Raw genomic sequence first — 14719 nt, forward strand, 5'->3', positions numbered from 1 at the left:
GCTTGGTCGTTCAACGCCGTCAACGCGCGAGAAGACGCGTCAACATCAGAAGAGGAAACCCATGGAGATCGGCTATTTCACGATGCCTTCGCATCCGCCGGAGTGCGGGTTGAAGGAAGGACACGATTGGGATCTGCAGGTCCTGCGCTGGCTCGACGAGCTCGGCTATCAGGAAGCCTGGATAGGCGAGCATCACACCGCGCCCTGGGAACCCAATCCCACGCCGGACCTGCTGATCGCGCAGGCGCTGATGCAGACCAAGAAGCTTCGCATCGGACCGGGCGGCTTCCTGCTGCCCTATCACCACCCGGCCGAGCTCGCCAACCGCGTCGCCATGCTCGACCATCTCTCCGAGGGCCGGCTCAATTTCGGCGTCGCCGCATCCGGCCTGCCGAGCGACTGGGCGATGTTCAACGTCGACGGCATGAGCGGGCAGAACCGCGACATGACCCGCGAGGCGCTGGAGATCATCCTGAAGATGTGGAGCGATCCCGCGCCCTGGACCTACAAAGGCAAGTTCTGGACGGTCTCCAAGCCGGACACGATGTTCGACTTCCTCAAGCCGCACATCAAGCCGCTGCAGGCGCCGCATCCGCCGATCGGCGTCGCCGGCCTGTCGAAGAACTCGGACACGCTGAAGCTTGCGGGCGAGCGCGGCTTCATCCCGATGAGCCTCAACCTCAACCCGGCCTATGTTGGCAGCCACTGGGACTCGGTCGAGATCGGGGCCGCCAAGACCGGGCGCAAGCCGAACCGGCAGGACTGGCGGCTGGTGCGCGAGGTGTTCGTTGCCGACACCGACGAGGAGGCCTGGAAGCTCTCGACCGGCGACATGATGGGCCGGATGATGGGTGAGTACTTCCTGCCGCTGCTCGGCCATTTCGGCTTCAAGGACTATCTGAAGCACGCGCCCGACGTGCCCGACAGCGACGTCACCGTCGAATATTGCGCCAAGCGGAACTGGATCGTCGGCTCGCCGGCGACGGTCGCCGAGAAGATCGAGAAGATCTACGACGAGGTCGGCGGCTTCGGCGTGCTCTGCGTGTTCGGCTTCGACTACAAGCACAAGCCGGAAGCCTGGCACCACTCGCTCTCGCTGCTCAAGAACGAGGTGATGCCGCGCCTGAAGCATCTCGGCTCCGCGAAGAAGGCGGCTTGACCGACAGCGGGTGCGGCGCGATCGTGGCGCACCCGCATTCATTTCGGAGATCTCGGCGTGAGCGTGGACGCAAAGGATTTCAAGCAGGCGATGCGCCAATGCGCCGGCGCCGTGGCGCTCGTCACCGTGGGCGCCGAGCACGGCAAGCGCACGGGATTGACGGTAACCTCGGCCTGCTCACTGTCGGATAACCCGCCCTCGCTGATCGTCTGCGTCAATCGCAACGCCAGCGCCCATGCACGCATCCGCGAGGAAGGCGCCTTTGCGATCAACTTCCTGCACGAGGATCACGCGGTGCTGGCGCTGACCTTCAGCGGCCAGAAGGGCGTCAATGGCGACGATCGTTTCGCCTTTGGCCAGTGGACGCGCGGGGAGACCGGCGCGCCGGTACTGACCGATGCAGTCGCCGCGTTCGATTGCGTTCTGGCGCAGGAATTCGAGACCAGGACGCATTCGATCTTCGTGGGCGAGGTGCGTGACGTCTCGCATTCGGCCATGGCGACGCCGCTCGTGTACTTGCGCAGCAACTTCCATACGCCGCGGGAGATGCGCGAGGGCGTGACGATCGGCGACCTCGACGCGCGGCATCTGAGCTGGACGGATTTCTCGTAGTGGCGGCCCTCTTCCCTTCTCCCCTTGTGGGGAGAAGGTGGCGCGAAGCGCCGGATGAGGGGTATCTCTCCGCGTATTGAAACGAGAATTGGACTCGCGGAGAGAGACCCCTCACCCGTCTCACCGCTGCGCGTCGAGCCACCCTCTCCCACAAGGGGAGAGGGGAAGAAAGACGCCCCTTCGCGAACTGATAGCGACCTACTGCGCCGTCGCGATCTTCAACTGCTTGATCTTGCGATACAGCGTGGCGCGGCTGAGCTTCAGCGCACGCGCCGCCTCCGTCACGCGGCCGCCGTGCTTGCGCAGGGCTTCGGCGATCGTGGCGCGTTCGGCGGCCGCGAGATCGGGCTCCGCCGCCCGTCCGCCGAACGGCGGCAGATCGAGATCGGCATCCGTGATGACACCGTCTTCCGCGGTGCAGCCGGCGAGCCGCAGCACGTGGCGGAGCTGGCGCATGTTGCCGGGGAACGGATAGGCCGCGAGCTGCGACCAGGCCTCGTCCGACAGGCGACAATTCGGCGCTTCCTCACGCGCGATCTGGCGAATGACATCGTCCCTGTCGGCGCGCTCGCGCAGCGCCGGCAGCCGCACCTCGATGCCGCGCAGGCGGAAGTAGAGATCGGCGCGGAACGCGCCCTGCTCCGCCATGCGGCCGAGGTCGCGATGTGTGGCGCTGATCAGGCGGATGTCGACGGCGACAGGCTTGAGCGCGCCCAGCGGCCAAACTTCGCGGTTTTCCAGAACGCGCAACAGGCGCGTCTGCAAGCCGATCGGCATGTCGCCGATCTCGTCAAGGAACAGCGTGCCGCGGTCGGCCTGCACGATCAGGCCCTTCGAACCGTCGCGCCGGGCGCCGGTGAAGGCGCCGGCCTCATAGCCGAACAGTTCGGCGTCGATCAGACTCTCCGGCATCGCCGCGCAATTCAGCGCGACATAGTTGTGACGCGCCCGATTGCTGGCGGCGTGAATGGCGCGCGCGAACACGTCCTTGCCGACACCGGTCTCGCCATGCAGCAGGACCGGCAGATTGTGATCCCCGATGCGCCTGAGCCGGTTCACACTTTTGATCAGGCCGGGATCGCGGCCGGCGAGCCGGTGCAGCGCGTCGAAGCGATCGACTGGCGCATCGCGGCGCGGCGCGAGCGGACGCGCCCTCCCGCGCAGCGGCGGCGCGACATGGCCCTGGCCCAGGGCGCTGCCGTCGGCACGGCGCAGCCGGACGACATCCTCCGCGCCACCTTCGGCCCGATGGTCGAACTCGATGTAGCGCGACAGATCAATGCCGGAGGCGATCATGCCGTCGGTTAGGCCCAGCAATAGACGCGCGGAACGGCAGGCGCCGATGATGCGACGGTCGTCGTCATAGGCGATGAGGCCGCTGCCGCCGTCGCCGGGCACGGTGGCGATCCAGGCGTTGTGGAAATGGCCACGGAAGATCGCGCCCTCCATCCGCCGCGTCGCCTCCATGGTCACAGCCAGCGCAAGCTGGTGCGCGGTACGTTCGAGATCCTCCCGGCAGGAGGTGATGTTCACCGCACCTGCGAGACGTCCGGCCTGGTCGAACAGCGGGGCCACGGCACAGGAGAACATGTGCCACTGCGCGCGAAAATGCTCGTCGCGATGCACCAGGATCGGCTTCTCCTCCGCGAGCGCGGTCCCCAGCCCATTGGTGCCCTCGAAGGTCTCGGCGAAGTTCGAGCCGGTGTAGATCTTCCAGTCCAGAAACATCTTTGCATCGGCTTCGCCCGGCAGGCGGCTGAACAGCATGGTCGCGTTCGCATCCGCGAGATTGACGCAGTAACCGGCGTCGCGCAGCACACGGGCGAGATCGTCGAGCTCGGGCATTGCGAGCCTGATCGTCTGCTCCATCGGCTCGGCGGCGTGCCGGATCTCGGCTTCGGTCAGCGTCTGCGGCGGCCCCTGGCGGGCCGGATCGAGCTTGTGACTGACCAGGCAGCGCCGCCAGGAACTGGCGATCCGCGACGAGGCATCGACGTCGGCCACGTGATTGGCGACGGACAAGACACGGGCGACATGGTTCGAGGCCGAAAGGCTGGCCATCGCGGACGTCTCCACCCTGTATTATTGTGCAAAGTCTGGCACCACGGGCGGGGATGTCAATCGGGAACCGGGAACGGAGGCATGGCGAGCTATCTCCGTGTCGTCATGGCCGGGCTCGTTCCGGCCATCCACGTATTGCCGCGACTGCGAAAGAACGTGGATGCCCGGGACAAGCCCGGGCATGACGGTGTCGAAGCAGAATGCCTGGATGCTCAGACAGAGCCGATTTGCTGCACCGCCCTCACCACGTGTCGATGCACGGCCGCTTCTTCGCCGTCCTCGGCTCGGGCTTCGGCACCGAGCGCAGGCCCGCCATGATCCAGCGCCGGGTCTCGGCGGGGTCGATGACGTTGTCGATCTCGAACACGGAGGCGATCGAGACCGCCTTGCCGTTGGCGTAGAGCTCGGCGACCTTGTTGCGGTAGTAGGTCTCGCGCTCCCCGGGATCGGCGATCGCCTCCATCTCCTTGCGGAAGCCGAGGCGGACATAGCCCTCGAGCCCCATGCCGCCGAACTCGCCGGTCGGCCAGGCCGCGGTGAAGAACGAGGCGTGGAAGCCGCCACCGATCATGGACTGCGCCCCGAGACCGTAGCCCTTGCGCAGCACGATGCCGAACAGCGGGACGGTGAGGCTCGCGCCTGTGACGAACATGCGCGAGACGTGGCGCACGATCGCGGTCTTCTCGGCCTCCGGGCCGACCATGAAGCCGGGCGTGTCGCAGAGCGAGACGATCGGCAGATCGAAGGCGTCGCAGAGCTGGAGGAATCGCGCGGCCTTGTCGCCGGCATCGGCATCGATCGCGCCGCCGAGATGGCGCGGATTGTTGGCGATCAGGCCGAACGGCTTGCCCTCGATGCGGATCAGCGCGGTGATCATGCCGACGCCGTAGTCGCGGCGCAGCTCCAGCACGCTGTCCTGGTCCGCGACGAGGTCGATCACGCTGCGGATGTCGTAGACGCGCAGCCGGTTCTCAGGGATCGCGCGGCGGAGCAGGCGCTGGTCGGCGGCCTCCCAATTCGTAACCGCCCCCTGGAAATAGGACAGGTATTTCTGCGCGACGGACGTCGCCTCCTCCTCGTCCTCGACCAGGATGTCGATGACCCCGTTCGGCGCCTGGAACGAGGCCGGGCCAACCTCGGCCGGGTGATAGACGCCGAGCCCCCCGCCCTCGATCATTGCCGGACCGCCCATGCCGATCGAGGCGTTCTTGGTGGCGATGATGACGTCGCAGCAGCCGAGCATCGCAGCGTTGCCGGCGAAGCAATAGCCGGAGACCACGCCAACCACCGGCACGAGGCCCGAGAGCCTTGCGAACTGCACGAAGGACGGACCGTCGAGCCCGGTCATGCCGAGCCGGTCGGTGTCTCCGGGCCGGCCGCCGCCGCCCTCGGCGTAGAACACCAGCGGCACGCGCCAATCCTCCGCGAGCGTCAGCATGCGGTCGATCTTCTTGTGGTTCATATGGCCCTGCGTGCCCGCGAGCACGGTGTAATCATAGGCCAGGACGATGCAGCGCCCGCCCTCGGGGCCGAATTTCTCGGCATTCACGGTGGCGACGCCCATGACGAGGCCGTCGGCCGGCGTGTTCTTGATGAGATCGTCGAGCTTGCGCCGGCGGCGCTGTGCCGCGATCGCAAGGCTGCCGTACTCCATGAACGAGCCTTCGTCGACGAGCTGGGCGACGTTCTCGCGCACGGTGCGCTGATTGGTGTTGCGGCGGCGCTCGACGGAGGCCGGGCGGTTCTCGTCGAGCGTATTGGCCTGGCGCGCGATCAGCTCCGCGAGATCGGGGCGGATGTGGTCCAGATCGATGTCGGCTTCCGCTGCGGTGCTATCAGCCGCAACATCAAGCGGTTCGAGATACAGGATCGGCTCGCCATGCATCAGCGTGACCCCGTCGCTGGCAAGGAGCTTCATGACCCGGCCGCCCTGCTCGGCCATGACGAGATGCTCCATCTTCATGGACTCGATCACGGCAAGCTGCTGGCCGGGGCGCACGATCTCACCTTCCTTGACTTGGATGGTGACGATGGTTCCTTGCAGGGGCGCTGCGACCATCACCGCGCCTTCGGGCACCACTTGCGCGACGTGCGCCTCCGTGCCGTGAGCACCGCTTCGCTCGGTCGCAGCGAAGTAGAGCGGCTTTGCCGCGCCCTCGGCCGCCCCGACGAGCCTGCCGATATTGCGATCGATGAAATCGGTCGCGATGCGGTTGATCCTGAAATCGGGATGCGCGAGCACCGCCTGGAGGAAAGCGATGTTGGTGACGACGCCGTCGATCCGGAACTCGCGCAAGGCGCGGGAGGCCTTTGCGACCACGTCATGCCAGGCCTCGCCCGGCGTATGCACGATGACCTTGGCCAGCAGCGAATCAAAGGCGGCACTGGTCTTGTAGCCGGCATAGCCAAAACTATCGACGCGCACGCCCGGGCCCGACGGCGGCTCGAACACGGCAAGCACGCCGCCGGTCGGATGGGTCGCCCCCGTCTCGTCCAGCGTCTCCATGTTGACACGAAGCTGCATGGCATAGCCGCGCGGCTTCGGGATCGATCCCTGCGCAAGGCCGAGCGCGGCCAGCGTGCTGCCTGCAGCCACCGCGAGCTGGGCGCGGACGAGGTCGAGCCCGAGCACCTCTTCGGTCACGGTGTGCTCGACCTGGAGCCGCGGGTTGGCCTCGATGAAGGCAAAGCTGTCCTCGGCCGTGCCGTCGACCAGGAACTCGAAGGTACCGAGATTGTCGTAAGATGCCGCCGCAGCAAGCTGCTTCGCCGCCTCGATGATGCGGCCGCGCAAGGCGTCGCTCAGCGAGGGGCTCGGCGCCACCTCGATCAGCTTCTGGTGACGGCGCTGGATGGTGCATTCGCGCTCCCAGAGATGGGAAATCGCACCATGGTGGTCGCCGATGATCTGCACCTCGATGTGGCGTGCCTGCCGGATCAGCCGCTCGGCATAGACGCCGTCAAAGCCGAACGCCGCCCTGGCCTCGGACTGGCAGCGCGCATAGGCTTCCGCGAGATCGGGCGCGTTCTCCACCACGCGCATGCCGCGACCGCCGCCGCCGGCCATCGCCTTGATCACGATTGCCGCGTTGCTGCCGAGCGACGCGAAAAAGGCCGTGATCTCCTCGAGACTCGACGGCCCGCTGGTGCCGGCGATGATCGGCACGCCGCAGCGCTTTGCCAGTTGCCGCGCCGCGACCTTGTCGCCGAACAGTTCGAGCGCCGTCGCCTTGGGGCCAACGAACGTGATCCCTGCGTCGGAGCAGGCCTTTGCGAAGGCCGCGTTCTCGCTGAGAAAGCCATAGCCGGGATGCACGGCGTCACAGCCCACCGCTTTGGCCGCCTTCACCACGGCGTCGATGTCGAGATAGGCCCGCGCGCCGCGGCCGGGGATTTCGACCGCCTCGTCCGCAACGCGCACATGCAGCGACAGCGCATCGTCCGCAGGATGGATCGCGACCGTCGCGATGCCGGCATCGGCTGCCGCGCGCGCGATGCGAATGGCGATCTCGCCGCGATTGGCAATCAGGAGCTTCTTGAACGACATGATCTCTCTCACTCAGACAGCAGCAGGCAGGCTTGGATTGAGGTCCTGCTTCTTCACTTTGCCCGTGGCCGTCAGCGGCAGGGCTTCGATGATGCGGATCTCCGGGACCTTGTAGACGGCCATGCGCTCGGCGCACCAGCTGCGCAGGTCTTCCGCAGAGACGGTGCCGACCGCGTCCGGCTTGAGCTGGACAAAGGCAACCGGCACCTGCCCCTTGTCGGGATCGTCACGGCCGACCACGCCCGAGCCCAGCACCTTCGGATGCTGCCCGAGCAGTGCCTCGATCTCCGGCGGAAACACGCTCATGCCCTTGACCTTCAGCATTTCCTTGCGGCGGCCGAGGAAGTGCAGGAAACCATCCTTATCGATGGTGCCGATGTCGCCGGTGCGCAACCAGCCATCGATCAGAGACTCCGCGGTCGCCTCCGGCTTGTTCCAGTAGCTCTTGAGCAGCGACGGCGTGCGTACGCGGATCTCGCCTTCTGCACCAAGGGGCTGCAGCGCGCCGGTCTCGAAATCGGTGATCTTGAACTCGGCACCGGGGACCGGCAGCCCGACGAAGATCGGTTGGTTGTTGAGGTCGAAATCGTCGTCCTGGAAGCCGGCCGTGAAGGTGTTGGAGGTGTGGGTTTCCGTCATGCCCCAGGCCGCCTCCATCAGGATCGTGCCGGTCAGATCCTTCCAGCGCTTGCGATAGTCGGCGTTGAGCTTCTTGACGAAGGAGACCACCCGCACCTGCTTCAAGGACGACAGGTCGAACTCGCTCCAGCGCGGATGGTCCATCAGCTCGACCGCGCCGTCGACCGGCATCGCGATGATCGTGACCTTGTATTTGTCGATCGCGGCCATCGCGCCGACGGCATCCCAGCGTGCGAGCAGGACCAGCGTCGCGCCGGAGAACAGCGGGAAGATCAGGCCGAAATTCTCGCCCGCGATCCAGAATTCCGGAAAGAACGACAGGAACACGCTGCTCTCGTCCGACAGGACCGAGATGCCGTAATTGGCGGCGGCCGTGTAGACCATGTCGCGATGGGTGTGGACGCAGCCCTTGGGCATGCCGGTCGTGCCGCCCGTGTAGTTGAGAGCTGCGACATCATCGAGCCCAGGCGGCGGTAGCGGCACAGGTGTCGGCATCGCAGCGAGCGCCGGCAAAAGATCGGTCGCGCCTGGAACCGCGACGCGCGGCGCACGGATCGAGTCTGGCGCTGGAAATGCCGGCCGTGCAGGCACGACATCGGCGAAGCTGGTGACGATGATCTCACGCAGCCGCACCTCGCCCCTGACCTGCTCGACGACCGGCATGAGCTGGTCCAACGCGACGATCACCTCGGCCTGGGTATCGTTCAGCTCGTAGGACAGCTCGAACGCGCGCGAGAGCGGGCTGACGGGAACGTGGATCGCGCCGAGCTTCAGGATACCGAAAAACACGATGTGGAACTGCGGGCAGTTCGGCAGGAAGACGGCGACTCGGTCGCCCTTGCGCACGCCTTTGGCCTGCAACAACGCCGCGAAGCGGTCGCTCTGCCGGTCGAGCTCCGCGTAGGTGGTGACGTGACCGTAGAAGATCACTGCTGGACGCTCCGGACTCCGCTTCGCCCAGGCGCGCAGATATTCCGTCAGGGGAACTTCGCCGTGCAGATAGTTCGGCGAGCGCGGCATGCCCTTCGGCCAAGCCTTATCCCACAACCCGCGCAAGGCAACGAGGTAGTCTTTTTCGTTGAGGCCTGCACTCATGGCGTCTTTCCCGTGCTGCTTTTTCTTATCGCGAGAGACGCAACGTGCCGTCACGCGACCGCGTTACACGTCGAGCACGGCAGAGTTCATGTCAAGGAAAACAGTTTTCCGCAGCACGGCCGATGCCGCGGCGCGGAAAAACCAGACGTTACGCCCCGACGAGGCGAATGATCCGCCGCACGGCTGACGGGATCGGCGCAATGACGGGCACGGTGAAGATCGGCTGAAGCGCGCCTGCTGCTTCACCCAGCGGACCGCCGCCGATGATCACCGCCTCCGCACCGTCCTGCGCAATGCAAGCCTCGACCGCGCCGGCAAGCGCAGTGCGCAACAGCGATGGATCACGCATCAACTCGTGCGGATCGCCTTCGGTGAAGCGTGTGCCGGTGTAGTGCGATCGCAATCCCAGCGCGTCCGGCAGTGCATCGATCTTCGCTTTCAGCAGCGGCGTCGTGGTCGCCACGCCGAAGCGTCGGCCGTTCTCCGCGGCTTCCAGCATCGAGGACTCGCCGATGCCGACGGCGGGCAATTTCGTCGCCACCTTGATCCCGGCGAGACCGGGATCGCCGAATGCCGCGACGATGATGCCGTCGCACTCGCCGCTGCGGGCACGCGCGATCTCCTCGACCTCCGGCGCTGCTGCTTCCAATGCATCCGCCGAGACGATCATCGTGGGCGCACGCGTTGCCGTGGCACCGGCAATGTCGAAGCCATCCGCGGCTGCAGACTTGGCAATCGCCACCATCATCGCGGTGGTCGCCTCGAGGCTGTTCGGATTAATCAGGAGGATACGGCGGCCGGCCATGCTAGCCGCCCGCCCGCGCCCGTGCGCCGATCTCCTGGAAGATCGCGGTGAGCTCGTCGACCTCATCCTCGCCTTCCTTCGGCCGGATCCGCTGCTCCATCTCCTCGATGTGATGACGCATGGCATGGACCGCGCCGGCCTTGTCGCGGGCGAGGATCAACGCGCCGATGTCGGGATGGGCGTCGGGCGAGCAATCCGGCTCTCCCGGCTGCTCGAAGGTCGCAATCGCCAGCGACGTTCGCAGCATCAGCTCGCGCGACATTTCCAGCAACACGCGGTTGCCGGCGAGCTTGGCGACCAGGATGTGGAACTCGGCCGTCAGCGACAGCGAGGCCCAGCGGTCATTGCGATCGTGACGCGCCTCGCGCTCCATATGCGCCTTCAGCTCGGCCTTGCCGGCTTTGTCCAGCCGGTCGACCGCGGCGCTCACAGCTGCGGTCTCGATGATCCGGCGCGCGGCAAAGATGTCCTGCGCCTCCTCCCAGCTCGGCCGGTACACGAAGGCGCCGCGGTTGGGGATCTGCATCACCACCTTGCGCGAGGCGAGATGGGACAACGCCTGGCGGATGTGAATCCGCGTGGTACCGAAGGCCGCGGCGAGCTTGTCCTCGCCGAGCTTGGCACCCGGCTTGAGCCGCTTCTGGCTGATCGCGGTCAGGATGCCCTGGACCACCGGATCGTCGTCGATGCTGCGCGGATCGACGGCCTCCGGCTCCCTATGTTTCGGCTCGGAGCGCTTCGGCTTGCGCTTGAGGGGACGGGTTCGCTTCATGCGTTGCTTCTACAGGATTCTGGAATGCTGCCGGAGCCCATTTTTTATACAAACTGGCCGCTCGACTGTTTACAATATAGTCACAATATTGGCGCCAATATTTGGCGCCTAAAAATTGTCGCAATGATCACAGGACTTTAGCGGACGAGCCGCGCTGGCACGGCGATTGCTAACCCCCTCGCGCAGGACAACGCGAAGGATGGAGCTGGCGTTGAGCGATGTACGCGGACTCTCGCTGGATCTGAAAGGCATCGGCCACGCCTTCGGCGCGACCGTTGCGCTGGACGAGATCGATCTCACCGTTGCGGCCGGTGAGTTGATCGCCCTCCTCGGTCCGTCCGGCTGCGGCAAGACCACGATGCTCCAGATCATCGCGGGCTTCCTGCGTCCGTCTCGGGGCGAGGTGCGCTTCGACGGCGCGCGGGTCGAGCATATTCCGGCCAATCGCCGCCGCATCGGCATGGTGTTTCAGAACTATGCGCTGTTTCCGCATCTGACTGTGTTCGAAAACGTTGCCTATGGCCTGCGGGCGCGCAAGACGGCAAAGGACGTGGTCGCGGCGAAGGTCGAACAGATGCTCGGCCTCGCCCAGATGGCGTCGTTCGCGCGAAGGCTGCCCGGAGAGCTCTCCGGCGGACAGCAGCAGCGCGTCGCGCTGGCGCGGGCGCTTGCGATTGATCCGGGCCTCGTCCTGCTCGACGAACCGTTCTCGGCGCTCGACAAGAATCTGCGCCTCGACATGCAGATCGAGATCAAGAGCCTGCTGAAGACCTTTGGCGTCACCTCCATCATCGTCACGCACGACCAGGAGGAGGCGCTGTCGATGGCCGACCGCATCGTCGTACTGAACAAGGGACGCATCGAGCAGATCGACAGCCCGGACACGCTCTACGACCGCCCGGCGAGCCTGTTCATCTCGAGCTTCATCGGCCACACCAATCTCCTGCGCGGCACCGTCACCGACGCCGACCGCGTGCAGCTGGACGCCGGGCCCGAGATCGATCTCGGCCGTTCGGCTCGGCGCCGGCGCGGCACGCCGGTGACGATCTCGGTCCGGCCTGAAAACATCACGTTCGGCGCCGAACGGCCCGGCGCCATCCCCGTCACGATCCGCGCCACCGTGCCGCTCGGCGCCGTCAGCGTCACCGAGGGCGTCACGGCGAGCGGCGAAGCCGTGAAGGTCAGCCAGGCCCGCGCCGCCGGCCTCGCAAAAGCGCAGGCCGGGGAGACAGCCTGGCTCGCGATCTCCGATGTCTCGCGCGTCAGCATCTTCAGCACGCCGGTCGACGACGTTTCCAAGCATCAGCAAAGGAGTGTTTGACATGAGCCTATCCCGGAGATCGCTGCTCACCACAGGCTCGGCCGCGCTGGCGGCAGCCAGTCTCGGATGGCCGACATCATCACGCGCGGCCCCCTCGATCGTGGCAACGACCTATCCCGGCAGTTTCGACGAAGCCTTCCGCTCGGTGGTCGGGCCGGCCTTCAAGAAGTCCAGCGACGGCGGTGTGACCTTTACGCCCCTGCTCGGCGTCGACCAGATCGGCAAGATCCAGGCATCGCGCAACACGCCCCCCTTCGACGTCGTGCTGTTCGACGAGGGACCGCTGATCCCGGCGATCGCGAGCGGCGTGCTGGAGAAATTTCCGGTCGAGCAGTCGAAGTCATATGCCGACATCCCCAGCGTATTCCGCCATCCCGACGGCTACGCCCCTGTCATCACCGCGCAATTGATCGGCATCGCCTACAATCCGAAGAAGATCACGACGCCGCCGACCTCGTGGGAGGATCTCTGGAGACCGGAATACAAGGGCCGCGTCGGCATCACCGGGCTCGGCTCGAGCCTCGGCACCGCCTTCATGGTCGAGATCGCGAAGCTGAACGGCGGCTCCGAGACCAATATCGAGCCGGCCTTCGAGGCCATGAAGAAGCTGCTGCCCAACGTCGGTGCGATCGCGGCGTCGCCCGGCGCTCTGGCTGCGCTGTTCCAGCAGGGCGAGATCGATATCGCCTTCAATTTCTGGAACAACGTGGCACTGCTCGCCGCCAAGGGCGTCGACATCGCCTTCGCCAAGCCGAAGTCCGGCGCGGTCGTGATCCGCACCAGCGCCCAGATCGTCAAGAACAACCAGGATCCGAAGGCGGTGCTGGACTATCTCGACACGGTCATGTCGGTCGAAACGCAGAAAGGCCTCGAGGCGGCGCCCTGGATGATGATGCCGACCAACAGCAAGGTGGCGCTGACCGGCGCCAATCTCACGGTCGCCAAGAGCCTCGACGATCTCATTGCCAGCAATGTGCTGCTCGACTGGACCAAGTTCCAGCCGCTGCGCGGCGAATGGATCACCCGCTTCAGCAAGGAAGTGAAGATCTAAATGACGCCGGCAAGCACGATTGCATCACGACAAATGCTGCCGGTGATCCCACTGGCGGCGTTGTTCCTGGCCGCCTTCGTGCTGCCACTGATCGCGCTTGTCGCGATCAGCCTGTTCCGTACGCCACAATTCGCAGAGCTGTCGCTGGCGCAGTATCTGCGCTTCTTGTCGGACCCGTTCAGCATCAAGGTGCTGACGGACACGCTTTGGCTGGGGGCGGAGGTCGCACTGGCGACGCTGATCCTCGCCTACCCGCTCGCACTCGTTTACGCCGCGAGCGGCCAGCTCATGCGTACCTTGATCACGTTCCTGATCATGCTGCCGCTCCTGACCAGCACGGTGGTGCGCACCTTCGCCTGGATCGTTCTCCTCGGCCGCGACGGCATCATCAACACGGCGATGCTGTCGCTCGGGCTGTGGCAGGCCCCGGCTCGCTTGCTTTACACCTGGGAGGGCATGGTTCTGGCGCTGACCCAGATCCAGCTTCCCCTGATGGCGCTGCCTGTCATCAACAGCCTGCTGCGGCTCGACGGCAATCTCACGCGCGCGGCGGAAGGGTTGGGCGCAAGCCGCGCCCGCGTCTTCATCACCATCATCCTGCCGCTGACGCTGCCGGGCGCCATCGCCGGCTGGCTGCTCGTCTTCGCTGCCGCTGCGACCGCCTTCATCACCCAGACGCTGGTCGGCGGCGGGCGCATTATCCTGATGCCATCCTATATTTACCAACAGGCGGTCGGCGTGCAGGACTGGCCGTTCTCGGCGTCACTGTCGCTGATTTTCACGCTGGCCGTGACCGGCATCGTCTTTGCCATCGGCGCGCTGTCGCGCCGCTACGTGCGAGGCGTCGATGCAGCGTAGCCTCATTGATCGCGTCTACTCCGGCATCATTGGCGCCATCACCGGCTTCGGGTTGCTGCTGCTGCTGGCACCGACGCTTGTCGTGCTGATCATTTCCTTCACCGGTGGCGTCACGCTGAAATTCCCGCCGCCGAGCTGGTCACTGCGCTGGTATGTCGAGCTGCTGCAATCGCAGGAAATCGTCGAGCCCGCGTTAACGAGTCTCAAGGTCGCAGCGGCGGCGACAGTCCTTTCCGCAGTGCTGGGCGGCGCGGCGGCACTCGGACTGGCACGGAGCCGGTTGAAGATCGCGCGCGTCCTTGACGCCCTGTTCATGTCGCCGATGGTGCTGCCGGCGATGGCCTTCGGCCTGTCGCTGCTGCTGGTCTTCAACCTGCTCGGCATCCGCCTGTCGGCGGCGACGCTGGTGCTCGGCCACACCATCATCTGCGTGCCCTTCGTCATCCGGATGGTCGGCGCCTCGGTGCAGCAGCTCAATCCGGTGCTGATCACCTGCTCGCTCAGCCTGGGTGCCAGCCGCTGGTACACCTTCCGGCGCGTCACGCTGCCGCTGATCCGCCGCGGCATCGTCGCGAGCTGCTTCGTCGCGTTCCTCACCTCCTTCGACAATGTTCCGGTGTCGCTGTTCCTCGCCGATGCACGGACCGAGGTCCTGCCGATCAAGCTCTGGGCGATCCTCGAAGGCAGCCTCGACGTGCGCGTCGCCGCCGTCTCCGGCGTGATCGTGCTGCTGACCCTGGCCGGCCTCGTCTGCGCCGAGATCTTCGGAGGCGTCAGCCGCCAGATCGGGAGCCGCTGA

11 protein-coding genes are annotated in these 14719 nt (G+C 65.8%); 6 read left to right on the forward strand and 5 right to left on the reverse strand.

What is annotated here, in order from left to right; all coding sequences use genetic code 11:
* Positions 1-61 precede the first annotated feature (61 nt).
* Both ACM42_RS09995 and ACM42_RS10000 read left to right on the forward strand, forming a co-directional pair.
* Positions 62-1159: an LLM class flavin-dependent oxidoreductase gene (locus tag ACM42_RS09995; protein WP_271527758.1), complete on the forward strand. Its 1098-nt coding sequence runs from the start codon at positions 62-64 to the stop codon at positions 1157-1159.
* A 57-nt stretch (positions 1160-1216) separates the two neighbouring features.
* Positions 1217-1771: a flavin reductase family protein gene (locus ACM42_RS10000; protein WP_271527759.1), complete on the forward strand. Its 555-nt coding sequence runs from the start codon at positions 1217-1219 to the stop codon at positions 1769-1771.
* A 198-nt stretch (positions 1772-1969) separates the two neighbouring features.
* Here the strand turns inward: ACM42_RS10000 and ACM42_RS10005 are convergent, their stop codons facing one another.
* From ACM42_RS10005 to ACM42_RS10025, 5 genes are all read right to left on the reverse strand, one after another.
* A complete protein-coding gene (locus ACM42_RS10005; RefSeq protein WP_271527760.1) occupies positions 1970-3832 on the reverse strand; it encodes a sigma-54-dependent Fis family transcriptional regulator in 1863 nt (620 codons plus the stop codon).
* Positions 3833-4073: 241 nt separating this feature from the next.
* Positions 4074-7379 carry an acetyl-CoA carboxylase family protein gene (locus tag ACM42_RS10010; RefSeq protein WP_271527761.1) on the reverse strand — a complete coding sequence of 1102 codons (3306 nt, stop codon included), beginning with the start codon at positions 7377-7379 and terminating at the stop codon, positions 4074-4076.
* 12 nt (positions 7380-7391) lie between these two features.
* On the reverse strand, positions 7392-9113 hold the full coding sequence (locus tag ACM42_RS10015; RefSeq protein WP_271527762.1) for an AMP-binding protein: 1722 nt from the start codon (positions 9111-9113) through the stop codon (positions 7392-7394).
* Between the two features lie 148 nt (positions 9114-9261).
* A complete protein-coding gene (locus ACM42_RS10020) occupies positions 9262-9918 on the reverse strand; it encodes an aspartate/glutamate racemase family protein (RefSeq protein ID WP_271527763.1) in 657 nt (218 codons plus the stop codon).
* 1 nt (position 9919) lies between these two features.
* Positions 9920-10690, reverse strand: a complete 771-nt coding sequence (locus ACM42_RS10025; protein WP_028178463.1) for a GntR family transcriptional regulator — start codon at positions 10688-10690, stop codon at positions 9920-9922.
* A gap of 199 nt (positions 10691-10889) precedes the next feature.
* Between ACM42_RS10025 and ACM42_RS10030 the strand changes: the two genes are divergently transcribed.
* From ACM42_RS10030 to ACM42_RS10045, 4 genes are read left to right on the forward strand one after another with little or no spacing between them, the layout of a single operon-like run.
* Positions 10890-12011 carry an ABC transporter ATP-binding protein gene (locus ACM42_RS10030; protein WP_442868918.1) on the forward strand — a complete coding sequence of 374 codons (1122 nt, stop codon included), beginning with the start codon at positions 10890-10892 and terminating at the stop codon, positions 12009-12011.
* A 1-nt stretch (position 12012) separates the two neighbouring features.
* On the forward strand, positions 12013-13062 hold the full coding sequence (locus ACM42_RS10035) for an ABC transporter substrate-binding protein (protein ID WP_271527765.1): 1050 nt from the start codon (positions 12013-12015) through the stop codon (positions 13060-13062).
* Positions 13063-13920: an ABC transporter permease gene (locus ACM42_RS10040; RefSeq protein WP_271527766.1), complete on the forward strand. Its 858-nt coding sequence runs from the start codon at positions 13063-13065 to the stop codon at positions 13918-13920. It begins immediately after the preceding gene.
* On the forward strand, positions 13910-14719 hold the full coding sequence (locus ACM42_RS10045; RefSeq protein WP_271527767.1) for an ABC transporter permease: 810 nt from the start codon (positions 13910-13912) through the stop codon (positions 14717-14719). The genes ACM42_RS10040 and ACM42_RS10045 overlap by 11 nt, the downstream gene beginning before the upstream one ends.

Source organism: Bradyrhizobium sp. CCBAU 25338 (genome assembly GCF_028128965.1).
In the GTDB taxonomy this organism is placed as follows: Bacteria; Pseudomonadota; Alphaproteobacteria; order Rhizobiales; family Xanthobacteraceae; genus Bradyrhizobium; species Bradyrhizobium liaoningense.

Excerpts from the sequence above, each read along its gene's own strand:
- ACM42_RS09995 (WP_271527758.1), top strand. The coding sequence starts at position 62 with ATGGAGATCGGCTATTTCACGATGCCTTCGCATCCGCCGGAGTGCGGG.
- ACM42_RS10005 (WP_271527760.1), bottom strand. The coding sequence starts at position 3,832 with ATGGCCAGCCTTTCGGCCTCGAACCATGTCGCCCGTGTCTTGTCCGTC.
- ACM42_RS10010 (WP_271527761.1), bottom strand. The coding sequence starts at position 7,379 with ATGTCGTTCAAGAAGCTCCTGATTGCCAATCGCGGCGAGATCGCCATT.
- ACM42_RS10015 (WP_271527762.1), bottom strand. The coding sequence starts at position 9,113 with ATGAGTGCAGGCCTCAACGAAAAAGACTACCTCGTTGCCTTGCGCGGG.
- ACM42_RS10020 (WP_271527763.1), bottom strand. The coding sequence starts at position 9,918 with ATGGCCGGCCGCCGTATCCTCCTGATTAATCCGAACAGCCTCGAGGCG.
- ACM42_RS10025 (WP_028178463.1), bottom strand. The coding sequence starts at position 10,690 with ATGAAGCGAACCCGTCCCCTCAAGCGCAAGCCGAAGCGCTCCGAGCCG.
- ACM42_RS10030 (WP_442868918.1), top strand. The coding sequence starts at position 10,890 with ATGGAGCTGGCGTTGAGCGATGTACGCGGACTCTCGCTGGATCTGAAA.
- ACM42_RS10035 (WP_271527765.1), top strand. The coding sequence starts at position 12,013 with ATGAGCCTATCCCGGAGATCGCTGCTCACCACAGGCTCGGCCGCGCTG.
- ACM42_RS10040 (WP_271527766.1), top strand. The coding sequence starts at position 13,063 with ATGACGCCGGCAAGCACGATTGCATCACGACAAATGCTGCCGGTGATC.
- ACM42_RS10045 (WP_271527767.1), top strand. The coding sequence starts at position 13,910 with ATGCAGCGTAGCCTCATTGATCGCGTCTACTCCGGCATCATTGGCGCC.